Genomic DNA, 22,841 nt, shown 5'->3' with positions numbered 1-22,841 from the left:
GAGGAATATTGCCGTGGACGTACGTCTTTCTGATCGTGTCAATGCTATCAAACCGTCCCCTACACTTGCTGTAACTAACAAAGCTGCTGAACTTAAAGCTGCTGGCAAGAACGTGATTGGTTTAGGTGCTGGCGAGCCAGATTTTGATACCCCTCAACACATCAAAGATGCTGCAATTGAAGCGATTAATAATGGTTTCACCAAATATACGGCTGTAGATGGTACTCCTGGGTTAAAAAAAGCAATTATTGCTAAATTGAAGCGTGATAATAATCTTGATTATCAAGCAAACCAGATTTTGGTTTCATGTGGTGGTAAGCAAAGTTTCTTTAACTTGGCACTTGCTCTATTAAACAAAGGCGATGAAGTTATCATTCCAGCACCTTTCTGGGTAAGCTATCCAGATATGGTCATTATTGCTGAAGGTACTCCAGTCATTGTGAAATGTGGTGAAGACCAACGCTTCAAAATCACTCCTGAACAATTAGAAGCTGCTATTACACCTAACACTCGTTTAGTGGTATTAAACAGCCCATCTAACCCAACAGGCATGATTTATAGCAAAGCTGAATTAGAAGCTTTAGCTGAAGTTTTACGTCGTCATCCACAAGTATTTGTTGCATCTGACGATATGTATGAACCGATTCGTTGGGAAGACGAGTTCTACAATATCGCAACTGTTGCTCCAGATTTATATGACCGCACAATTGTTTTAAACGGTGTTTCTAAAGCATATGCAATGACAGGTTGGCGTATTGGCTATGCAGCCGGTCCAGCAAAAATCATTGGTGCAATGAAAAAGATCCAATCACAGTCAACTTCTAACCCAACTTCTATTTCACAAGTTGCTGCTGAAGCTGCATTGAATGGTCCACAAGATGTTTTAAAACCAATGATTGAAGCGTTTAAACGTCGTCATGACTTAGTTGTAAACGGCTTAAATGACATCAAAGGGATCTCTTGCTTACCTGCTGATGGCGCATTCTACGCTTATGCAAACATTCGTCCTCTTATTCGTGCAAAAGGCTTAAAGTCTTGCACAGAATTTTCTGAATGGTTACTTGAAGAAACTGGCGTAGCAGTTGTTCCTGGTGATGCATTTGGTTTAGGCGGTTTTATGCGTATTTCATATGCAACTGCGGACGAAGTACTTGTTGATGCATTAGCACGTATCAAAAAAGCTGCTGAATCAATCGAAGGTGTTGATGCTGCGATTGCATCAATCGAAGCTGAAAAAGCTGCCAAATAATTTAAAAATATAAAAAAGGCCTCAAAGTTGAGGCCTTTTTTATATTTAAAATTATTCTAAGTTAAATAAAGCAGCAACCTCAGCCTCGGTCAATTTCTTTGTATCATTTTGAAAATTATAAAAATCAGGCTTTGAATCAATAAAAATTTCTATATCTAGCTTCAAGTCTTTTACTGGTTCATTTAAAGAAAATGCATTGATATTGCAGTAACTTTGATCTTTTGTTCTCCAAAAAATTGTTGTTCCACAAGCATTACAAAAACCTCTTTCACCCCATTCAGAAGAGTTAAAGATACTCAGATGTTTTTGCTGATTAAACTTAAGACTACCTTTGACAACATCAATCGTCATAATTACACCACTCGTTTGTCGACGACACATTGAACAATGACAAACATGTACATCATGATTTTTTAATTCAACTTCAAAAGTTGTTTCTCCACACAAACATTGACCATTCATTATTATTTTCCATAGTAAATTTATATTTTTAGGGTTATAAAATATTCTGCTCAACCAAAATTTACAAGTTTATAAACTATAAAGTGGCCCATATTTCTTGTACTTGTTAACTTGACAATAGAAGTTATAACGCCTAACTTAACATCAAGTTCCATTTTAGAACTTTATTAATTTAAGGACTTAAAAAATGAAAAATCCGATGGAAATGACTGGTCTAGAATTTTTACAAGCTATGATAGAAGGCCATATTCCACCTGCAAGTATTAGTAAAACTATACCTATGCAACCTACTGAAATTTCAGAAGGATCTGTTACTTTTAAAGCCCAAGCAGATCAAAACCATCTAAATCCACTCGGTGGAGTACATGGCGGTTTTGCTGCTACAGTCCTAGATTCAGTGACTGGCTGTGCAGTACATACGATGTTACCTGCGGGTGTAGGTTACGGCACAATCGACCTTAACGTAAAAATGTGCCGCCCTATTCCCCAAAATCAGGCTTTAATTGCAACAGGCAAAGTTATTAATTTAAGTAAAAATTTAGGTATTTCTGAAGGAAAGATTATTGATGAGGAAGGTAAACTGTATGCGTATGCAACAGCAACCTGCATGATTATTCGTCCATAATCGTTGAAGGTAGCCTTAAACCGCTGCCTTTTTTATTGAATCACCGGAATTATCTGGACGTTTACAAGTTTGTGCAATCACATACGGCGCCCAAATATTTTTAAGTTGGAGCTCTATAATTTCTTGATGCTCTACAGACCAAGCTAAAACTTTATTTTTACCCAACAATAACTCACCTTCTAATTGAAAAATATATAAAGATTCAGAGGAGTTTAGTAGTTTCGAGCTTTTTAAAATCTTAAGTGAATTATGCACATTCCATTTAGAGCTAAACCAAAGCTGCAATAAATCGCCTAAATACAAATTCTGCTTTTTGAAAGGATAAGTATTAATCCATGCCCTTTCTACGGGTGTGTAATAAGATTCTGAGTGATTTAAGATATTCAGATAATTGTGTTGATAGAAATCAAAATTAGAAAAAATAGAAGCGATCGTAAGCGTTTTCATACTTATCTCCGATTTAGCCATTTTAGTGCTGGCAAGTTGGTTTAAATCCACACTGTTTGGATTTCTCCAAACGCTTGTTCTTTTTTAAATCTAGCAATTGATTTTTTAAAGTGCAAGTAATTTCTTAACTCACCACTCAACTGATCAAATAAAAAGCATACGACACAAAAATGAAGTAAACATGACAATTTAGACTTGACCCTTCTCAAAATCTCCTTATAATCGCATGCAGATTCTCCCATAGCTCAGTCGGTAGAGCGACGGACTGTTAATCCGCAGGTCCCTGGTTCGAGCCCAGGTGGGAGAGCCAAATACTAAAAAGCCCGCAGCATTAAAGCGGGCTTTTTTTTTGCCATAAATTTATCAATAACTATAAAAAAATCCTCTATCAGCAGATAGAGGATTTAATTTTTTATTAGCGTCTTGTTAGGTTTAAGGGTCCAATTTAACTCTAAAGAATCTATTCTATTCTCAAATTATTATTCGACTTCAACCACTTTTAAAGGATTAAAAGATTGGGTGGTCGGCATCATTTCAATACGATTAATATTAATGTGTGGCGGTTGTGAAGCAATCCAAGCTACCGTATTTGCAATATCTTCAGGCAAGAGTGGATTCTTTTTATCATATAGACTGTTTACTTTATCCTCATCACCTTTAAAACGCACAAGAGAAAATTCAGTACCTCCACACAATCCTGGTTCAATATTAGTTACGCGCACACCAGTACCAGCCAAATCAGCACGAAGATTTAGACTAAATTGCTCCACAAATGCTTTGGTTGCCCCATACACATTGCCCCCTGGGTATGGGTATGTACCTGCAATAGAGCCCATATTAATGATTAAACCTGATTTTTTCTTTACCATACTTGGTAAAATTAGTCGGGTAACAGTAACAAGCCCTTTAACATTGGTATCAATCATCGTATACCAATCATCTAATTCTGCTTTATCTGCTGGTTCCAATCCTAATGCCAATCCAGCATTATTCACCAATAAATCAATTTGACCGATTTGAAATTCGGCTGGCAAATCAAGCAATGCCTTATTTATATTTTCTGCCGTATCCGTCATGTCAAATACTAATGGGTAGAATTTCTCACCAAGTTCTTGTTTTAGTTCTTCTAGTTTTTCTGCTCGTCTTCCACAGCCAATAACTTTATATCCTAGCTCAATCAGCTTTTTTGAAATACTATAACCAAAACCTGCCGATGCGCCTGTAACTAATGCTAACATTCTTATATCCTTAGAAATGATCAACTATTTCAGTTGAACTCATGATGAACATATCAGCCTTTATATTTACACAATATTTATTATTAGCCTAAAAAAATAAAAGTTTTTTAAAAATTTTAAGAGAAATTAAAATCTATAAAAAATATATTTATTAAATAATTATATGCATTAAAAAACTAAAAGCAGAGCATGCTTACTGTCTAAGAGATAATGTTCACCTAATAAAAAAGTTTACCGTGAAAGGTAAACTTTTTTGTTTGAGACATCCAAGACTAAGCAGGGATACCACTATGAAAACGGAAAGTATTATCTGGCGTTAAAATCAGATTCTTTTCAACTTCACGGATATGATCAATTCGCTGCTGAATATCCTCTTTAGGATCTTTCATTTTTGCAGTTTTTGCCACATCAAGCGCAAGTGCGAGATAGTCTTCAAAATGACGAGACTCTGACTTAAGTAAGTATCGATAATAACGTCCTAACTCATCATCTACACGTGGAGCAAGTGCATAAAAACGCTCACATGAACGAGCCTCTACGAATGCACCAATCACCAGCACATCAATTAAAGCTTCAGGCTCATACGTACGAATCTCTTTACGTAATCCACCTGCATAACGTCCGGCACTTAAACCAGTCCACTCTTGACCACGCTTAGCCATAAGCTCAAGCACTTGTTCATAGTGAAGCATTTCTTCTCGTACAAGCTGAGCAAGTTTTACTTGTAAGTCAGGAAAGAAGCTATAGCGGAACATTAAGTTCATTGCTGTACTAGCAGCTTTCTTTTCACAATTAGCATGATCTTGCATCAAGATATCTAAATTATTGATTGCCTCATCCAACCATGCATTTGGTGTTTGACATCCTAAAAAGGCCACCACAGGTTGCATTAATTCATCGTAATTGATACTCGACATAACCAACTATCCTGCTGCCTGAATCGCTGTTTTCATATCTTTAACAGCTTGAACCAGACCTACAAAAACACTTTCAGCAATAATTGAATGACCAATGTTTAATTCATGAATTTGTGGAATAGCTGCAATTGGTGCAATATTTTTAAGGTTAAGGCCATGACCAGCATTTACAACCAAACCTTTTGAAGCTGCATATTCAATGCCTTTGATAATACGCGCCAACTCAGCTTGTTGATCTTGCTCTGTTTCCGCATCTGCATATGCACCCGTGTGCAACTCAATCGTAGGTGCGCCACACGCAACTGCTGCATCAATTTGAGCTAAATCAGCATCAATGAATAATGATACATCGCAACCAATAGCCGCTAAAGTTTGAGTTGCAGCTTTAACTTTTTCAAAGTTACCCACTACATCCAAACCACCTTCAGTTGTTACTTCTTGGCGTCTTTCAGGAACAAAACATACGTGCTGAGGCTGAATTTCTTTCGCAAACTCAACCATTTCATCAGTAACAGCCAACTCTAGGTTCATACGGGTTTTTAATAATGGACGCATACGGCGTACGTCATCATCTTGAATATGGCGACGGTCTTCACGCAAATGCAAAGTAATCCCCTCTGCACCAGCTTGTTCACAAATAAGAGCAGCTTCTACAGGGTCTGGATAAGTAGTACCGCGCGCCTGTCTCAAAGTAGCAACATGGTCTATGTTTACACCAAGCAATGCAGCCATAAATAAATCCTAATTACGATTGAGTTTGAGTATTTTGAATCCACAATTGTCGACTTTTTAGGGGACGATCTCCTAAAAGCGATGTAATCATTTGACGGTATAGTTTACCTAATAATTGCAATTGTTCGTGAGAAAAATCCTGACCTTGCTCATAATCCAACATAGATAAAATTGCTTTACCTGACAATGAGGAACGGCTTGCCTGAACAACGGGCGCAAAACCTTCAGTCACCTGAAATTGATAAAACTGGTGAGCCTGTATTAGCTGTTGTTGAGTATCAATTGAGAAATCAATCGCGTAACCCAGCTCAGGAAGTAAAACATGTTCGAACTGACGCAAAATCTGTCTCAGAAAAAGATCAGGATTTTCATGGGAAGATAATTGCTGTAATTGAAGCAGGGTTAATTGATATTGCTCAAAAGATTGCGGCATTGCCTCTTCTAATGGGCAAAGTCTAAGAACAATTTCATTTAGATAAAAACCAGCAAAAAAAGCATCCCCAAAAAAGAAAACAGGCTGATTTAATATTTCTAGCTTAGTAAAATTTTTGAGTTCACTTTTACCCGTGGCTTGTAGCCGAATAGGCTGATATTGAGGGGGCGGAGTCTGCCTTAAGATGCCATCGACTCGCCCATATTCCTGAGTAAAAAGATGCACAATATGACTTTTTTCACGGTACTTACGGTGATGAATCATATATCCATGGAGGACTTCATTGCGCATCATAAAAAGAATCTATTCCTCAGATTCTTTTTCTTTTTTGTCATCCTCATCATCACCATCAGGAATAACAGCACCTACAACAGCTGCTGTACCTTTAACTACACCTTTAGTAGTTTTATAGGCGATACCTACTGGTACGGTTACAAGCTTATATACACAACCTTGTAACATCAATGTACATCCAACTATAGCAATTAACGATGTAATTGTTTTCATACCAGCATCCTTATCCTTTAGATATCACTATACCCTAAGCTTTTTAGAGCACGCTCATCATCAGACCAGCCACCCTTCACTTTTACCCAAAGTGTGAGCATAATTTTTTGCTCAAACATTTTTTCCATGTCTTTACGAGCATCCATACCAATCGTTTTAAGCTTGGCACCTTTTTCACCAATCACAATGGCTTTTTGACCAGCGCGGTCTACAAAAATCGTTGCATCGATATAGGTACAAGCTGGTTTTAAACGACCAGTTTTTTCATTAACAGTTGCTTCTTCCGTTTTGAAAGATTCAATTTGTACTGTTAAATCATAAGGAAGCTCTTCACCCAACTGACGCATGATTTTTTCGCGAATAATTTCACTTGCCAAAAAGCGTTCAGAGCGGTCCGTAATCTGATCAAATGAATACAATGGTGGTTGGTAAGGAAGGTACTTCTCAATCGTTTCACTCAAGTGTTCTAAGTTTGCACCACGCAAAGCAGAAACAGGAACAATCTCAGCAAAATTCATAAGTTTGGCACGTTCTTGAATGAGAGGAAGAATCTCTCTTTTATCTTCAAAAGTGTCAGCCTTATTAATGACCAAAATAACTGGCATTTCAGCGTTCTTGAGTTTTTCAAGCACTAAATCGTCGTTTTGAGTCCACTTATAAGCATCAATAACGAATAAAACTAAGTTAACGTCACGTAATGCAGAATGAGCAGCACGGTTCATCATTTTATTAATAGCACGCACTTCTTTTTTATGCATACCTGGGGTATCTACATATACCGCCTGCATCTTTTCGCGCGAATCAATACCAATAATTTTATGACGTGTTGTTTGAGGTTTACGCGAAGTAATAGAGAGCTTTTGACCCAATAAATGGTTCATGAGGGTAGATTTACCCACATTTGGACGTCCCACAATCGCCACAAATCCGCTCTTAAAATCCGAAGGGATTGTTACGCCTTTGGAACTAAAAAATTGATCAATCAGATTATTAGGATCTTGGTTTTCATTTGAATCTGGATTGATTTGATCAGAATGCATCGACATGCAGGTTATTGCTCCAATAACTTTAAAATTTCCGCCGCTGCTGCCTGCTCGGCAAAACGACGACTTGAACCCTCACCATAAATCTTCGGTAAACCATCTACTACACATTCCACTTTAAAGTGCTGATGAGGTGCATCACCCTGAATATCTACAACCTCGTAAACAGGGAGAGGTTTTTTACGTGCTTGTAGATACTCTTGTAAACGTGATTTCGGATCTTTGAGTTGATCCGTAGGTTCTATATGGTCTAAATAGGGTATGTACCATTTTAGCACAATATCTTTAAGTAAGTTGAGATCACCACTATCAAGATAAATTGCACCAATAATCGCTTCTACCGTATCTGCTAATATTGACTCACGATGATGACCACCAGATTTCAACTCGCCTGTACTTAATATTAAACACCGACTAAGTTGCAAATCGGTTGCAATCTTACCTAATGCTTCTTGGCGAACCAAGGTCGCACGCATACGCGTGAGACGACCTTCATTTTCATTTGGATAGGCATGATATAGATAATTAGCGATTATCATGCCTAATAATGAATCGCCGAGAAACTCTAAGCGCTCGTAATTGTATTTGTGACTCACCGAACGATGAGTCAAAGCTAACTGTAACAATTCAAGCTGCTTAAATTGATATCCGATTCGACTCAGTAAGCGAGGATCACTTAGTTTGAACTGATGTTTTATCAAAACTCTTCTCAAATGTTAAAACTAAATCAATATTGAATAAGAAAGGTTTTCTTACTTCATATTTCTTTTTGACCGTTAGACCAGACTGATTAAACACTTGAGCGATCTCTTTAAAGTGGAGATCACGAATATTGTTCATTTCGAGTCGCTGATCCATTTGTGTTACAAACTTTTGTGGTGTGATCTCAGAAGAGCTTTCTTGTAAAAGCTCTTCTATCTGATTATTAATCAGCCGATCATCCCAATATGCTGGCCAAACTGCAAGTACAGCTTTTACTGCAACTGCAAATATAACCACCCCAAATAAAATTGCTAAATACGAAGTACCCTGTTGTGCCTTACGCATTTCTTTTTTTCCTAATGGTTGTTTTTAATCTATTTTTCCATTTCGGCCAAAGTTAGGAAGGTGTAAGCCCGGTTCTTTATGCATCCACACATAGAATGCTCGTCCTGTTAAGTTTTCTTCAGGAACGAACCCCCAGAAACGACTGTCTGCACTTTGATCGCGGTTATCCCCCATTGCAAAGTAATGTCCTTTTGGTACAGTCACTTCCCAATATAAACCGTCTTGGTTCGCATATTTACCATTTTCAACATAGTTGATAAACGGTGCTTGGCGCGCCACATTTACGCCTTCAAGCTCACGCATCGTAAAGGTATGCTCACCAATCGTCTCTTTATGATAAATAGACGTTGGCGTATCCATCACATCTTTTTCACGACTGAACTGTGTTAATACTTTCGGTACTTTTTGCCCATTAATAATTAATTGCCCATGGTCATAAACAATATGATCGCCAGGTAAACCGATTACACGTTTAATATAGCTAATAGTCGGTTGAGGTGGATAACGGAATACAATTACATCACCACGCTTCGGTTCACCTACATCAATAATTTTCTTATTAACGATAGGTAAACGTACACCATAATCAAATTTATTAACCAGAATAAAATCACCAGTTTCTAAAGTTGGCACCATAGAGTCCGATGGAATATTAAATGGTTCATAAAGAAATGAACGGAGTATAAGTACTACAGCTAAAACCGGCCAAAAGTCATAGGCCCATGTAATGACAAAATTTTCGTTCCCGCGTCCTTTATTTGCACGCTGTTTTAATACAAGTTTATCTAACAACCACACTGCAAATAGAATCAGCGTAACTGGAACAAGAATTAAATTAAAATCAAAATCCACATGACCTCACTCGCAGCCTCGCTGCTTGTATTACAGTGGGGAAAGGAAATTGTTCACTTCCCCCACCCTCATTTCTTATCTTTCTACTTTCAATACAGCCAAGAACGCTTCTTGTGGAATTTCAACACTTCCCACTTGTTTCATACGTTTCTTACCTTCTTTTTGTTTAGAAAGTAGTTTTTTCTTACGCGAAACGTCACCACCATAACATTTTGCCAATACGTTTTTACGCATCGCTTTTACGGTAGAACGGGCAATAATTTGCGCACCGATTGCTGCCTGAATAGCAACATCGAACATTTGGCGAGGAATTAAGTCTTTCATTTTCTCAACCAATGCAATACCACGATGGCGTGCATCATTACGGTGACAAATCATAGCCAAGGCATCAACCTTTTCGCTATTAATTAACACATCAACCTTAACTAAAGCTGAACTTTCAAAACGTACAAAATTATAGTCTAAAGATGCAAAGCCACGAGAGCATGACTTTAATCTGTCAAAGAAATCCATAACGACTTCAGCCATTGGGATTTCAAATGTAATAGAAACTTGGTTACCCAAGAATTTCATATCTTTTTGTACACCACGACGTTCGATACATAGTGTCATTACGTTCCCTAAATATTCTTGAGGAACAAGGATATGACACTCCGCAATTGGTTCACGTAAATCTTCTACAGTCGATCCATCCGGCATTTTTGATGGGCTATCGATGTAAATCGTTTCGCCTTTCTTGGTTAATGCTTCATAAATTACGGTAGGTGCTGAACTGATGAGGTCAAGATCGTACTCACGTTCTAAACGCTCTTGTACAATTTCCATATGTAGCATACCTAAGAAGCCACAACGGAAACCAAAGCCTAAAGCATCTGAACTTTCTGGTTCAAAGAATAAAGCCGAGTCATTGATCTGTAATTTTTGTAATGCTTCACGGAATGGTTCGAAGTCACTTGCATCAATCGGGAAAAGACCAGCATATACTTGTGGTTTAACCTTTTTGAAACCCGGTAAAGTTGCAACGTCTGGTGTAGAAGCAAGAGTAATTGTGTCACCTACTGGCGCACCAAAAATATCTTTAATACCCGCAATAACAAAACCTACTTCACCAGCTTCAAGAATATCTGTTTCAGTATGCTTAGGATTAAATACACCTACAGAAGTGACCGGATGAGTTTGTCCTGTCGATTTAACCAACATTTTGTCGCCCTTGCGGATACGACCTTGTTTAATACGAACAAGAGAAACTACGCCTAAGTAGTTATCAAACCATGAGTCGATAATTAATGCTTGTAATGGTGCTTCACGATCACCTTCTGGCGCCGGAATAACATCGACTAAACGCTCGAGTACACCTTCAACACCTAAACCAGTTTTTGCTGAACAGGTTGGTGCATCTGTCGCTTCAATCCCGATAATTTCTTCAATTTCATGAATTACACGTTCAGGTTCAGCCTGTGGTAAATCAATTTTATTGAGAATAGGAAGAACTTCTAGACCTTGTTCAATTGCTGTATAACAGTTTGCTACTGATTGAGCTTCAACGCCTTGTGCTGCATCTACAACCAATAGTGCACCTTCACATGCAGCTAATGAACGAGAAACTTCATAGGAGAAGTCAACGTGCCCAGGCGTATCAATAAAGTTCAGTTGATATTCCTGACCATTTGGATGGGTGTAATACAGCGTGACAGAAGCGGCTTTAATGGTAATCCCACGTTCACGCTCAAGCTCCATTGAGTCTAAGACTTGGGCTTGCATTTCACGATCTTGTAGACCGCCACACATCTGAATAAAACGGTCAGCCAATGTAGACTTACCATGGTCAATGTGGGCAATAATCGAGAAATTTCGTATATTTTTGATATCGACGGATTTTTTAGCTTGCGCCATGGGTTACCTTGAGAAAATATAGAGTGCTATGTAGCTTGTTTTAATACACAGCCAAAGCGGTTAAATAAATTGCGTGAGATTATAACAGATTGCCGATATGAAAAAGATATAAATTCTTTCTTTTAAAAAAGCTTTTTAAACTTCTCAACATAACAAACTATTTCTCGTTGAAAAGCCTCTAAATCAGAACAGTTTTAACTCGAACTTAATTAGGCTTGCAGATAAATTATTGCCAGTTTCATTAGCTATATCCCCAATTAATTCAAATCCGAGTTTCTGCACGACCTGTTGAGATCTAATGTTCTGTTCAAATATTTCAGCCCAAACATATTTTATTTGTTTTTGGAATAATCTGCCTTGTTTCAAATACTGGATGAGCCCTACAAGAGCCTCTTGCATATATCCCTTACCCCATGCATTAGGATGAAGTTCATAGCCAATAACAACCGCAAAATCATCACCAATTTGTTTGATAGTATTTACACCACATGTTCCCAACATAGTTCCATCTTTTTTAAGACGAATAGCATGCCTAAAACCTAGCTGTTGATTCCATTTTTTATGCATTTTTTCAATTAAAGCCTCAGCTTCTTCCAATGAAGTAAAAGCTTTTAAATCATAAAATTCGAGTACGCTTGAATTTGAAAATAATTCAAAGATAAAATTTTTATCAGCTTCTGTAAGGTCACTTAAGATTAATCGATCTGTTTCTATAGAAAATAAATACTCCAAATTCCAGCCTCTCTTTTTTACTTGCGATCATACGAAACGGTAAAATCGTAAGGATTTATGCTTGAGTCAAGCGGCTTGTATGCATGGGTAAAAGTTGGCGACATTCGTTTTGGACGTCCAGTAGCAATTTCAATACACGCCCATTTGGTATTTCCAACAAATAATACGGCCTGATCTGATGGACGAAAAAACACATACTGGCGGAACGAATAAAGTGCATTAATGTCATCTAACCATGTACGTAATACAATTTGTTCGCCTTCAAACGCAGCTTTACGATATTGCACATGATGCTCAACCGCGACCATTGCATGTTTTAACTCAAGATACTTAGTTACCCCTACTCCCAAAGTTTCAACATGAGCAGCAGCTACATCTTGCATCCATTGAACATACATCACATTATTTACATGTCCCAACGCATCAATGTGATGTGGCTGCACCTGAATATGTAAATCAAAAATACTACTCACAAATGAACACTCTTATTTATTAACCTTAAAACTGAAATAAGTGTAGGTAGATATCGCTAAACGCTCAAGATAAATAACAAAAACCACCCATTTCAGGGTGGTTTATTAATTGAGTTAAGGATTACTGAATACGTAAACCAAGCATTGCGCGCTGTCCCTGACGAATAATAGCAACACGTGCTACGGTATTTTTTGGCAAGTTAGAAACAACTTTTGCAAAATCCTGACTATTTAAAATTTGGTTATTATTGACTTGAGTAATCACATCGCCCGGAATGATATTCGACAATGATGCTAAACCACCACGGCGAACATCTTGTACATAAATACCACCTTTTACGCTCAACGCATTTTTTTCTAGTTCAGCGAGATCACGAATACTCATGCCTAAAACTGGCCCCTTAGATGCAGCACCTTGTGCACCAGTAGCAGGTGTTTCATCTGGCGCAGTCGTTAAGGTTGCTGAAATATTACGTGTTTTATCATCACGTAACACTTCAAATTGAACGGTTTGATTTGGTTGTACTTTGTTTAATGCATAGAGTAAATCACTCGTACGGAGTACAGGTGCACCATTTAACTTTAAAATGACATCTCCAGCTCTTAGCCCTGCTTTTTGTGCAGGTGAGTTCGGAGAAATTTGAGTAATTAAAGCACCTTCAGGTTTTGGTAATTTGTAGGCATCAGCAAGGTTTCGATCAATATCTTGCATCATGACACCAAGATAAGAGCGTGTGACTTTACCTTTTGTTTTCAGCTGGTCTGCAACATCCATTGCTACATCAATCGGAATAGAGAAAGACAAGCCCATGTAGCCGCCAGTACCACTAAATATTCGAGAGTTTACCCCGACCACTTCACCATTTTGATTAAATAATGGACCACCAGAGTTACCTGGGTTTAAAGCCACGTCAGTTTGAATAAACGGCACCGAGGTTTCACCGCTCATGTTTCTTGATTTTGCACTGACAATACCGGCCGAAGCTGAGTAATCAAAACCAAACGGCGAACCAATAGCTAGAACCGGTTCTCCGACACGTAAGCGATCAACATTTCCTACTCGTAAAGCTGGATAGTTAGTTCCATTGACCTTTAACAAAGCAACGTCTGTACGCTCATCACTACCCACTACGGTTGCATCAATTTCACGGCGGTCATTTAGAGTGATGCTGATACGAGAGGCATTTTCAATCACATGGTGGTTTGTGAGTAAATAGCCATCTTTACTAATGAAGAATGCACTTCCGTAAGCTGTCTTTTCTTGTGGACCTCGTTGCTGTGGAATGATGACCTGATTGCCAAAGAAACGTTTTAAAATTTCAGGAACTTGCTGCTGCAACAGCTCATCCTGAGTCATTTTTTTTACGACGTTCACACTCACAACTGCTGGACTAACTTGTTCAACGAGGTTTGAAAAATCAACAGCAGCATTTGCTTGAACAGCAGCAACTGTAAATACCGCTGCATACATTCCTTGTTGTAAATAGCGAGATTTCATTCGGTGCTCACCCACAATTTGGTCTACGAGAATAAGAATAAAACTGTTGTATCACAACGCTTTGGGGTTGTGCGTAACAATATGTTTATTTGTAATACATCATCACAAGGATTATTTTACGCATTGCAACTTTTTAAGCCAATTGCAATTTTTCTCTGAGTTAGAGCGCTTAAGCTCTTGCCTTTTTAGGTAAAAAGGGGTGTCATTAGCGGACGTTTTAAATTGATGCGAATGGACATGCCTAATTTACAGACAATTCACCACTTTGACGTGATTATTGTGGGCAGCGGCGGCGCTGGTTTAAGTCTGGCTTTATCGTTACCAAATCATTTTAATATTGCAGTTTTAGCCAAAGCTGCTCTAACCGAAGCAAGTACCTTTTATGCTCAAGGTGGCGTTGCTGCTGTTCTTGATGAGACTGACTCTATTCAACAGCACATTAATGACACTATGATTGCAGGCGCTCATTTATGTGAAATGGACGCAGTACAACATACCGTAGAAGGTGGCCGCCCTTCTGTTGATTTTCTTTTAAAACAAGGCGTTCAATTTACCCTAGATGAGGATGAGCAACTTCACTTAACTCGCGAAGGTGGCCACTCGCAGCGTCGCATTATCCATTCTGCTGATGCAACAGGCAAAGCCATTTCAACCACTTTGGTTGAGCGTGCCAAAGAACGTAAAAATATTACTATTTTTGAAAATTATATTGCGATTGATTTAATCACCTCGCATAAATTAGGCCATACCGACCAAGCGAATCGCGCTATTGGTTTATATGCATTAGATGAAAATACTGAAAAGGTTCATACCTTCCTTGCACCATTCACCGCGCTAGCTTGCGGCGGTGCGATGAAAGCTTATCTGTACACATCTAATCCAGATATTGCCACAGGTGATGGTATTGCAATGGCTTTCCGTGCAGGTTGCCGCGTTGCCAATATGGAATTTAATCAGTTCCACCCAACTTGTCTCTATCATCCTCAAGCACGCTCATTTTTAATTACCGAAGCTATGCGTGGTGAAGGTGCTTATTTGCGCTTACCTGATGGCGAACGTTTTATGTTGCGTTTTGACGATCGTGCAGAACTAGCTCCTCGCGATATTGTGGCACGTACAATTGACCACGAAATTAAACGTCTCGGTATTCGCCACGTGTGGTTAGACATTACCCATAAATCACCAGAATTTATTAAAGAGCACTTCCCTACACTTTATGCACGATTGCTTGAGTTAGGCATCGACATTACCAAAGACATGATTCCAGTGGTGCCAGCAGCTCACTATACATGTGGTGGTGTTGTGGTTGACTCAAATAGCCAGACGGATATTGAAGGTCTCTATGCAATTGGTGAAACATCTTATACAGGCTTACATGGTGCAAACCGTATGGCAAGTAACTCATTACTTGAGTGCTTCGTTTACGGTATGAGTGCGGCAAAAGACATCGAAAATAAATTAGATGAAAACTTCAAATTACCTGAAGTACCAACTTGGGATGACTCACAAGTAACCAACCCTGATGAAGATGTGGTGATTTTACAAAACTGGGATGAGTTACGTTCAACCATGTGGAACTATGTTGGTATTGTAAGAACCACAAAACGTTTAGAACGTGCTTTACACCGTATTGAAATGTTAAAGCGTGAAATCACTGAATATTATCAAGACTACCGTGTTAGCAAAAACCTGATTGAGCTGCGTAACCTTGTTTTAGTATCTGAAATGATTGTTCGCTGTGCTATGCAACGTAAAGAATCACGTGGTCTACATTACACGCTCGATTATCCGGAAACTTCGAACGAGATTCGTAAAACGGTTTTAACTCCTCCAAATTTTGCAGTAGAACAGCCGTTGGTTAATACTGATATTTAAGGTTTCCTTCTACAGAAAAAGCACAGCTCTGGCTGTGCTTTTTATTTGGTTTAATATTTATGCTCTAGGTGGAATTGAATAAGTCGCAGTCACATGCGCCACAGGTTCATCCAGACCGACCGAATAAATCCAGACCTCTCCGACAACCAAGCTCTTTCCGACTTTCATGAGTTTACATTCACTACGTAAGTCTTGATCACCTGCAGGTTTTCTTAAAAAATTAATATTAAAGTTGGTGGTTACGGCTAAACCAACAATACCGATCTCACCTAATATCGCAATATATAAAGCAAAATCAGCCAAAGTCATCATGGTTGGGCCAGATATGGTGCCACCAGGACGTTGATGCCTTTGATCGACATGATAGTAAACAACTGCAGCTTTGGGAGTGACTGATTCAATTTTGCAATGTTCAAGACTTGGTGGAAATTCCTTTTCAAGAAATGCCACGATTTCTTCTTTTGAACTTTTCATCCTTGTTATTCTTCAATCTATAAATCATATTTAAGATAGCATAAGAAAATTACAGATATTTTCTATGACGATTTAAATCAGAATTAACATCATTTTTCACCACTCCTATATTTTTATAAGAGTGGCTCATCCAATTGCTTATCCTAAATATTTCAAAGCCTGCTCAAACACCTGATCAGGACTTTGGGTTGCATCTATTCGCTTAATGCGTTCCGGTTCAGCTTTCCATAAGGTTTCATAACCTTCACGAACCTTAGTAAAGAAGCTTAACTTTTCTTGTTCAAAACGATCTAAAGCTCCGCGTTCACGTGCACGGTTCATACCAAGTTCAATCGGTGCATCTAACCAGAAAGTCACCTCCGGCATGCGTGAAACGAAGTTCTGATTTAAAAGCTGTAATTTATCTTGGCTTAAACCGCGACCAGAACATTGATAAGCAAAACTCGCATCGGTAAAGCGATCACTTAATACAATTTTGTTAGCTTCTAAAGCAGGCAAAATAACCTGTTGTAAGTGTTGAGCACGTGCTGCATAAATGAGTAATAATTCAGTATCATGACTCATATTTTCATCATGATTCACAGCCAAAAGCATCGAACGAATTTGTTCAGCTAACGGTGTACCCCCCGGCTCTCGAGTTAAAACAACTTGTTTGCCTTGCTCTTCAAAATGCTGATGAATTTTTCGAATGAGTGTAGTTTTACCTACCCCTTCCGTGCCTTCAAAGCTGATAAACATCTCTTTTCCTTATTTCTTCGATCTCAACACGGATAAATAATCCTGCACAGCTTGATTATGTGCTTGCAAGCTTGCCGTAAATTTATGTCCACCATTACCAGTCGCAACAAAATAGATGTTATTTGAATCATCTGGATGTAATGCTGCTTCAATTGCCTTTTGGCTTGGCAAAGCAATTGGAGTTGGCGGTAAACCATTAATAGTATAAGTATTATATGGTGTTGGAGTACGGAGGTCTTCTCGGGTAATGTTGCCTTTATAGTTATTACCCATTCCATAAATAACAGTTGGATCCGTTTGTAAACGCATACCGAGTTTTAAACGGCGGACAAAAACTCCCGAAACTTGTGTAAGTTCACTGTCTAAACTCGTTTCTTTCTCAACAATAGAAGCCATAATTAATGCTTCATATTTATCTTTATACGGTAAATTCGGCGCGCGATTTGCCCAAGCTGTATCTAGAGCTTTTATTTGACGATGATATAAATCGGTCAGAATTTTCTTATCAGTCTCGCCTTTGGCAAAGAAATAAGTATTCGGCGCGAACAAGCCCTCTGGATGATCGTAAGGAATCCCAAGCGCTTTCATAAGCTGATCATTAGGTAAATCCAATATTGTATTTTTTACATTTTTATCATTTTTTAATGCAGTAATAAGCTGCTTAAAAGTTGTACCTTCAATCACCAAAACACGGTTCATCTGAGCATTATCAGCATCAGACAACATCTCTAACACTTGTCTTACGCTCATCCCTTGTTCAATTTCATACACACCAGCTTTCATGCTGTCATGAATCATAAACTTTTGATAAAGCTTTAATACGATAGGAAAGCTAATTTTGTCTTCTTTTGCCAAACGATCAATAAAACCAGAATAAGTTTCCCCAGATGTAATAGATAACATCTGTTTTTTTCCTTCGACAGGATAAGCCTTAAACAAACTTGACCATAAAATGGCAAACGTAAAGATTAAAACAATAAAAAGGCCAATTAGAACCAATCGCTTAGAAAATTTTGGAGCTTGTTTTTTGTTATTTTTCTTGGCGTTTTTTGCTTTCGCATTCACAGGTGGCTTCGGCATATTAATGAATCTGATTTAAGTTAAGGATATGAAATAAATCTATGCATGCCTGTGTATCTAGCGTTTTCTCGCCTAAATGAGTAACTACTCGCATAGGGTTTAAAGCATTACAAAAGAATAGACTTTGTATTTCAGATACTTCATCTAATTCAATCACACGTACTTCACAGGCAATACCATGGTGCTGCATACGCGCCAGAATTTCTGCCCGCATTACACCGTGGACGCCATTATAGCGAAGTTCAGGAGTAATCCATCTATCATTTAAACGAATAAAACAATTACTACTGACCCCTTCAACAATATAACCTTGTACATCAGTAACTAATGCTTCAGCCCACCCGAGTTGATCTGCTTCTTTTTTTAGCAATACTTGTTCAAGGCGGTTTAAAGATTTAAGTCCGACCAAGCTCGGCATGGTTAAACCTAGTGCCTGATTTAAAACACCACACTGTATAGAGTCAGGCACAAACGGCTCTAAAGCTTTTGGATAAAACCAGATATAAATATCAGCCTCATGTTTCGGCAAGCTATAACCGCGGTCGCCTTCCCCACGACTAATCACAATTTTTAAAGTGCCATTGAGTACGAGGTTCTGCTTTTGTAGTTGCTGCAAACTCAGTTCGATTAATTCAAAATTTACAGTTAAAGACAGTTTTTGACATGCAAGCTTTAGACGTTGCCAGTGCCTTTCTTTAAGCTCAATCTGGTTTTGAAAAACACGAATTGTGGTAAAGCATCCATCACCATAATGAAAGGCTCGATCTAATAAAGGAATAGTCTCAACGGGTTGCCCATTTTTAAAACACCACATGTTTGTTCCATCCTTTGCTAAAAGCCGCACAACAATACACCACCTTTCATTTAAATAATAAATGACTGATTTTAAAAAATTATACCGATTTCGTATCTAGTTTTGAAACTCTTTATATATCAAGATTTAAGAATAGTTTATCTATTCTTACTATTTCTATTTTTTTCATATTAAATTCGTTTTTTATTATTTTTTTAGAATAAAGACTAGCGCTATTCTGCGTTCAAGTTTTGAACATTTCATATTTTTTGAGGATTTATCTCATGCGTTTTTCTCAATTAAAAGTCGGGGTTATCGCTGCACTTCTTTCTGTTTCATCATTTGCAGCCCAAGAGTTTTTAAATGTTTCTTACGATCCTACTCGTGAGCTATATACAGATTTCAACAAACAGTTCGGTACTTACTGGAAACAGCGTACTGGTCAAGATATTGAGTTTAAGCAATCACACGGCGGTTCTGGTAAACAGGCTCGTGCGGTTATCGATGGCTTAAATGCAGATGTGGTGACATTAGCACTTGCAGCAGATATTGATGAAATTGCTGAAAAAGCAAAACTACTTCCAACTAACTGGCAGAAAAAACTGCCACAGAACTCAACGCCATATACATCAACCATTGTGTTTTTGGTGCGTAAAGGCAACCCAAAGCAAATTAAAGACTGGGCTGATTTAATCAAACCAGGCGTAGAAATCATTACACCAAATCCAAAAACCTCTGGTGGTGCTCGTTGGAACTATCTTGCAGCTTGGGCTTGGGCAAAACATCAACCAGGTGGCAATGACGCGAAAGCACAAGAATACGTTCGCCAAATTTATAAACATACTAAAGTTTTAGATTCTGGTGCTCGCGGTGCGACGACTACTTTCGCTGAGCGTGGCATTGGTGATGTATTACTAGCTTGGGAAAATGAAGCTCATTTAGCTATTCGTGAACAGCCGGGCAAATTTGAAATTATTACTCCGTCTCTTTCGATCTTAGCTGAACCTCCAGTTGCAATTGTGGAGAAGAATGCAGCTAAAAAAGGCAACTTAACCATTGCTAAAGGTTATCTCAACTATTTGTACTCACCTGCTGGTCAAGAAATTGCAGCACGTAACTTCTACCGTCCTCGTAACGCAGCTGTTCTTAAAAAATACAGCAATGTATTTAAGCCATTGAAGCTTGTAACAATCGATAAAGAGTTTGGTGGTTGGACAAAAGTACAAAAACAACACTTCGATAATGGTGGTGTTTTCGATCAAATCGTGAAAATCAATAGTGCAGAGAAGTAATTCTTTACGCTAAAGGTAAGGAGAACAGACATGATTCACACTGTAATTGTTCCGGGTGTAGGTGGCAGTGAACATCAGCATTGGCAATCTTGGTTGCAGCGTCAACTCGTGTCTAGTTCTCGTGTTGAGCAAAAAAACTGGGATAGACCTGTATTAAGCGAATGGGTTGAGCAATTCGTTAAAACAGTTCAAGCAGCTCAAGCTCCTGTTCAAATTGTTGCACATAGTTTTGGATGCTTAACGAGTGTAGCTGCTTTGGCTGAGCATCCAGAATTAAGAAGCCAAGTTAAGAAACTAATTTTAGTCGCTCCAGCGAATCCGGCACGCTTTGGGGAAGCAGGGTTTGCTCGCCATAGCTTGACCGACTACAAAGATTATTTTCATCAATTAAAAATTGATGTGCCTGCAACGCTACTCATTAGTGAAAATGATCCATGGCTCGGCTTTTTTGATGCATTACAACTTGCGAAATCATGGAAATTAAATCCCGTTAATCTTGGAGAAGTGGGCCATATTAATGTTGCCTCAGGTTTTGGGCCATTTCCAGATTTGCTGAATTATTTGATTCCAGAAGATTCGATGTGTAATCACTCATCTATCGACCCGGTAAAAACACATTTCTCTTTGAAATTTGCTTAATACCAATCCTTATACCGCACTGTTTATCTTTATTTATTCGCTTACTGGTTTCAGCAGGCTTTTCTCTTTGAGGAAATATCATGTCGCAGCGATCCCGAGTGCTGCCTGGGTTCGGTCTATCTTTGGGCTTCACCCTCGCCTATGTATCTTTTATTGTACTTATTCCATTAGCCGCAGTTTTTATCAAATCATTTGGAATCGGATGGGACGGATTATGGGAAATTCTAACGTCTGAGCGTATTTTGAAATCACTTCAACTCAGCTTTAGTTCAGCTTTAATCGCAGCATTTATTAATGTTGTGTTTGGTCTGCTTTTGGCTTGGTGTCTTGTTCGTTACAACTTCCCTGGAAAGCGTCTAGTTGATGCTCTAGTTGACTTACCTTTTGCGCTTCCGACCGCAGTTGCAGGTATTGCACTGACTTCACTCTATGCACCTACTGGTTGGTTAGGTCAATATCTTGAACCACTTGGTATTCAGGTTGCCTATACACCTATCGGGATTACGCTAGCGTTGGTCTTTATTGGTATTCCATTTATTGTTCGAACCGTTCAGCCGGTACTCAGCGATATTGAAACCGAACTTGAGGAAGCAGCTTCAGCACTTGGTGCAAATCGCTGGCAGACGATTACTAAAATTATTTTACCAATATTACTACCTGCTCTATTTACAGGCTTTGCTTTAGCGTTTGCTCGCGGCGTGGGTGAGTATGGTTCTGTTATTTTTATTGCAGGTAACCAACCTTTTAAAACGGAAATTGCACCGCTGATGATCATTTCTCGTCTTGAAGAATATGATTATGCAGGCGCAACGACCATTGCAGCAGTCATGTTAGTTCTCTCTTTTATCATCCTATTTGTCATTAACTTACTTCAAGCATGGGCAAACCGTCGTACAGGGAGAAACATCACATGAATTTACATACCGACAGTAATGCACTTGCCTTGAAGTTACAGTCTCGTGATGCAACACGTGAGCCAACTTGGGTACGTTATACCCTCATTACAATCGCACTGATTTTTTTCGTAAGTTGCCTCATATTGCCACTCATTCTGGTTTTCGTAGAAGCATTTAAACAGGGACTTGAAGTCTATGTTCAGGCTTTGATTGATCCAGATACGTTATCAGCAGTGAAATTAACATTACTCACCGCAGCAATTGCAGTTCCAATTAACGTGATATTTGGTGTTGCTGCAGCTTGGGCTGTTTCTAAATTCCAATTTAGAGGCAAGGCTATTTTAACCACGATTATTGACATGCCTTTTTCGGTTTCACCCGTTATTGCAGGTTTAATGATTGTTCTTATTTTTGGTGCCCAAGGCTGGTTCGGCGGCTGGTTAATGGATCATGACATCAAGATTTTATATGCCGTACCTGCAATTGTTTTAGCAACCATTTTTATTACAGTTCCATTTGTGGCACGTGAGTTAATTCCACTCATGGAAGCTCAGGGAACAGAGGAAGAAGAAGCAGCAATTGTACTCGGTGCATCAGGTTGGCAAACCTTTTGGAAGGTCACACTCCCTAACATTAAATGGGGTCTGATTTACGGCGTGATTTTGTGTAATGCGCGTGCAATGGGTGAGTTTGGCGCAGTATCAGTGGTTTCTGGTCATATCCGTGGTGAAACCAATACCCTGCCACTGCATGTCGAAATTTTATATAACGAGTACACCTTTAGCGCAGCCTTTGCCGTGTCCTCACTGCTTGCCTTCTTAGCTCTTTTAACACTGATTTTAAAAACTTGGTTAGAGCTACATCAAGATAAACCAGAACCACATTCAACTGATTCGTAAGGAATGA

General features: G+C 38.7%; 27 protein-coding genes and 1 tRNA gene. 8 read left to right on the top strand and 20 right to left on the bottom strand.

The genetic code is table 11. The annotated features are described in order from the left end of the window. Positions 1 to 13: 13 nt before the first annotated feature. Positions 14 to 1,249, top strand: coding sequence for a pyridoxal phosphate-dependent aminotransferase (locus tag ACXM0J_RS04390; RefSeq protein ID WP_086265438.1), 1,236 nt, complete (start codon positions 14 to 16; stop codon positions 1,247 to 1,249). Between the two features lie 51 nt (positions 1,250 to 1,300). Here ACXM0J_RS04390 and ACXM0J_RS04385 read toward each other — a convergent pair whose 3' ends face one another. After that, entirely contained in the window at positions 1,301 to 1,711 is a 411-nt protein-coding gene (locus ACXM0J_RS04385) for a GFA family protein (RefSeq protein WP_068565490.1), read from the bottom strand. 187 nt (positions 1,712 to 1,898) lie between these two features. Here ACXM0J_RS04385 and ACXM0J_RS04380 point away from each other — a divergent pair, with 187 nt between their 5' ends. Next, positions 1,899 to 2,336 (top strand): PaaI family thioesterase, encoded by a 438-nt coding sequence (locus ACXM0J_RS04380; protein ID WP_068565491.1) that lies wholly within the window; start codon positions 1,899 to 1,901, stop codon positions 2,334 to 2,336. Between the two features lie 15 nt (positions 2,337 to 2,351). On the opposite strand, the gene ACXM0J_RS04375 is transcribed toward ACXM0J_RS04380, so the two are convergent. Together ACXM0J_RS04375 and ACXM0J_RS04370 are read right to left on the bottom strand one after the other, a co-directional pair. Then, positions 2,352 to 2,783 (bottom strand): hypothetical protein, encoded by a 432-nt coding sequence (locus ACXM0J_RS04375; protein WP_199992081.1) that lies wholly within the window; start codon positions 2,781 to 2,783, stop codon positions 2,352 to 2,354. A gap of 41 nt (positions 2,784 to 2,824) precedes the next feature. After that, a complete protein-coding gene (locus tag ACXM0J_RS04370) occupies positions 2,825 to 2,971 on the bottom strand; it encodes a hypothetical protein (RefSeq protein WP_014207362.1) in 147 nt (48 codons plus the stop codon). A gap of 46 nt (positions 2,972 to 3,017) precedes the next feature. Here ACXM0J_RS04370 and ACXM0J_RS04365 point away from each other — a divergent pair. Then, positions 3,018 to 3,093, top strand: a tRNA-Asn gene (locus ACXM0J_RS04365). A gap of 169 nt (positions 3,094 to 3,262) precedes the next feature. On the opposite strand, the gene ACXM0J_RS04360 is transcribed toward ACXM0J_RS04365, so the two are convergent. The 13 genes from ACXM0J_RS04360 to ACXM0J_RS04300 form a co-directional block, all read right to left on the bottom strand. Next, positions 3,263 to 4,021 (bottom strand): SDR family oxidoreductase, encoded by a 759-nt coding sequence (locus tag ACXM0J_RS04360; RefSeq protein ID WP_086265440.1) that lies wholly within the window; start codon positions 4,019 to 4,021, stop codon positions 3,263 to 3,265. Between the two features lie 272 nt (positions 4,022 to 4,293). Next, complete coding sequence (locus ACXM0J_RS04355) at positions 4,294 to 4,938, bottom strand: MiaE family protein (RefSeq protein ID WP_032055220.1); 645 nt, start codon at positions 4,936 to 4,938, stop codon at positions 4,294 to 4,296. 6 nt (positions 4,939 to 4,944) lie between these two features. Further along, entirely contained in the window at positions 4,945 to 5,670 is a 726-nt protein-coding gene (gene pdxJ, locus ACXM0J_RS04350) for a pyridoxine 5'-phosphate synthase (RefSeq protein ID WP_086265441.1), read from the bottom strand. Positions 5,671 to 5,683: 13 nt separating this feature from the next. Then, the gene (gene recO, locus ACXM0J_RS04345; protein WP_086265442.1) at positions 5,684 to 6,397 is read right to left on the bottom strand and encodes a DNA repair protein RecO; all 714 of its coding nucleotides are present in this window, start codon (positions 6,395 to 6,397) and stop codon (positions 5,684 to 5,686) included. 9 nt (positions 6,398 to 6,406) lie between these two features. Beyond that, the gene (locus tag ACXM0J_RS04340; RefSeq protein WP_005067833.1) at positions 6,407 to 6,610 is read right to left on the bottom strand and encodes an NF038104 family lipoprotein; all 204 of its coding nucleotides are present in this window, start codon (positions 6,608 to 6,610) and stop codon (positions 6,407 to 6,409) included. Positions 6,611 to 6,627: 17 nt separating this feature from the next. Further along, positions 6,628 to 7,650: a GTPase Era gene (era, locus tag ACXM0J_RS04335; protein WP_079381034.1), complete on the bottom strand. Its 1,023-nt coding sequence runs from the start codon at positions 7,648 to 7,650 to the stop codon at positions 6,628 to 6,630. 11 nt (positions 7,651 to 7,661) lie between these two features. After that, on the bottom strand, positions 7,662 to 8,354 hold the full coding sequence (rnc, locus tag ACXM0J_RS04330) for a ribonuclease III (protein ID WP_005067830.1): 693 nt from the start codon (positions 8,352 to 8,354) through the stop codon (positions 7,662 to 7,664). After that, positions 8,326 to 8,700, bottom strand: a complete 375-nt coding sequence (locus tag ACXM0J_RS04325) for a DUF4845 domain-containing protein (RefSeq protein ID WP_032055219.1) — start codon at positions 8,698 to 8,700, stop codon at positions 8,326 to 8,328. The genes rnc and ACXM0J_RS04325 overlap by 29 nt, the downstream gene beginning before the upstream one ends. Before the next feature lie 24 nt (positions 8,701 to 8,724). Further along, a complete protein-coding gene (gene lepB, locus ACXM0J_RS04320; RefSeq protein ID WP_086265443.1) occupies positions 8,725 to 9,552 on the bottom strand; it encodes a signal peptidase I in 828 nt (275 codons plus the stop codon). Positions 9,553 to 9,627: 75 nt separating this feature from the next. Further along, positions 9,628 to 11,445 (bottom strand): translation elongation factor 4, encoded by a 1,818-nt coding sequence (gene lepA / locus ACXM0J_RS04315; RefSeq protein WP_002118606.1) that lies wholly within the window; start codon positions 11,443 to 11,445, stop codon positions 9,628 to 9,630. Between the two features lie 183 nt (positions 11,446 to 11,628). After that, positions 11,629 to 12,177 (bottom strand): GNAT family N-acetyltransferase, encoded by a 549-nt coding sequence (locus tag ACXM0J_RS04310; protein WP_086265444.1) that lies wholly within the window; start codon positions 12,175 to 12,177, stop codon positions 11,629 to 11,631. 17 nt (positions 12,178 to 12,194) lie between these two features. Then, positions 12,195 to 12,650: an acyl-CoA thioesterase gene (locus ACXM0J_RS04305; protein WP_086265445.1), complete on the bottom strand. Its 456-nt coding sequence runs from the start codon at positions 12,648 to 12,650 to the stop codon at positions 12,195 to 12,197. 121 nt (positions 12,651 to 12,771) lie between these two features. Continuing rightward, on the bottom strand, positions 12,772 to 14,148 hold the full coding sequence (locus tag ACXM0J_RS04300) for a Do family serine endopeptidase (RefSeq protein ID WP_213034434.1): 1,377 nt from the start codon (positions 14,146 to 14,148) through the stop codon (positions 12,772 to 12,774). A gap of 231 nt (positions 14,149 to 14,379) precedes the next feature. Here ACXM0J_RS04300 and nadB point away from each other — a divergent pair, with 231 nt between their 5' ends. Further along, a complete protein-coding gene (gene nadB / locus ACXM0J_RS04295; protein ID WP_086265447.1) occupies positions 14,380 to 16,023 on the top strand; it encodes an L-aspartate oxidase in 1,644 nt (547 codons plus the stop codon). Between the two features lie 57 nt (positions 16,024 to 16,080). On the opposite strand, the gene ACXM0J_RS04290 is transcribed toward nadB, so the two are convergent. From ACXM0J_RS04290 to pabC, 4 genes are all read right to left on the bottom strand, one after another. Next, positions 16,081 to 16,497 carry a PaaI family thioesterase gene (locus tag ACXM0J_RS04290; RefSeq protein WP_086265448.1) on the bottom strand — a complete coding sequence of 139 codons (417 nt, stop codon included), beginning with the start codon at positions 16,495 to 16,497 and terminating at the stop codon, positions 16,081 to 16,083. Positions 16,498 to 16,635: 138 nt separating this feature from the next. Next, on the bottom strand, positions 16,636 to 17,235 hold the full coding sequence (tmk, locus tag ACXM0J_RS04285) for a dTMP kinase (RefSeq protein ID WP_086265449.1): 600 nt from the start codon (positions 17,233 to 17,235) through the stop codon (positions 16,636 to 16,638). A gap of 9 nt (positions 17,236 to 17,244) precedes the next feature. Next, a complete protein-coding gene (gene mltG / locus ACXM0J_RS04280) occupies positions 17,245 to 18,315 on the bottom strand; it encodes an endolytic transglycosylase MltG (RefSeq protein ID WP_086265450.1) in 1,071 nt (356 codons plus the stop codon). A 1-nt stretch (position 18,316) separates the two neighbouring features. Then, positions 18,317 to 19,129, bottom strand: coding sequence for an aminodeoxychorismate lyase (gene pabC / locus ACXM0J_RS04275; protein ID WP_002118496.1), 813 nt, complete (start codon positions 19,127 to 19,129; stop codon positions 18,317 to 18,319). A gap of 263 nt (positions 19,130 to 19,392) precedes the next feature. Between pabC and ACXM0J_RS04270 the strand changes: the two genes are divergently transcribed. The 4 genes from ACXM0J_RS04270 to cysW all read left to right on the top strand — a co-directional run bounded on the left by ACXM0J_RS04270 (position 19,393) and on the right by cysW (position 22,834). Beyond that, a complete protein-coding gene (locus ACXM0J_RS04270) occupies positions 19,393 to 20,400 on the top strand; it encodes a sulfate ABC transporter substrate-binding protein (RefSeq protein ID WP_001212602.1) in 1,008 nt (335 codons plus the stop codon). A gap of 30 nt (positions 20,401 to 20,430) precedes the next feature. Further along, positions 20,431 to 21,039: an RBBP9/YdeN family alpha/beta hydrolase gene (locus ACXM0J_RS04265; RefSeq protein ID WP_086265451.1), complete on the top strand. Its 609-nt coding sequence runs from the start codon at positions 20,431 to 20,433 to the stop codon at positions 21,037 to 21,039. A gap of 80 nt (positions 21,040 to 21,119) precedes the next feature. After that, on the top strand, positions 21,120 to 21,953 hold the full coding sequence (gene cysT, locus ACXM0J_RS04260) for a sulfate ABC transporter permease subunit CysT (protein ID WP_005073131.1): 834 nt from the start codon (positions 21,120 to 21,122) through the stop codon (positions 21,951 to 21,953). After that, positions 21,950 to 22,834: a sulfate ABC transporter permease subunit CysW gene (gene cysW, locus ACXM0J_RS04255; protein WP_032006997.1), complete on the top strand. Its 885-nt coding sequence runs from the start codon at positions 21,950 to 21,952 to the stop codon at positions 22,832 to 22,834. The genes cysT and cysW overlap by 4 nt, the downstream gene beginning before the upstream one ends. Positions 22,835 to 22,841 lie beyond the last annotated feature (7 nt).

The sequence above is a fragment of the Acinetobacter sp. GRABPA_MV_2 genome, assembly GCF_056725885.1.
Note: the sequence above shows the minus strand (reverse complement) of the source record. Positions and strands in the feature narration are given on the sequence as shown.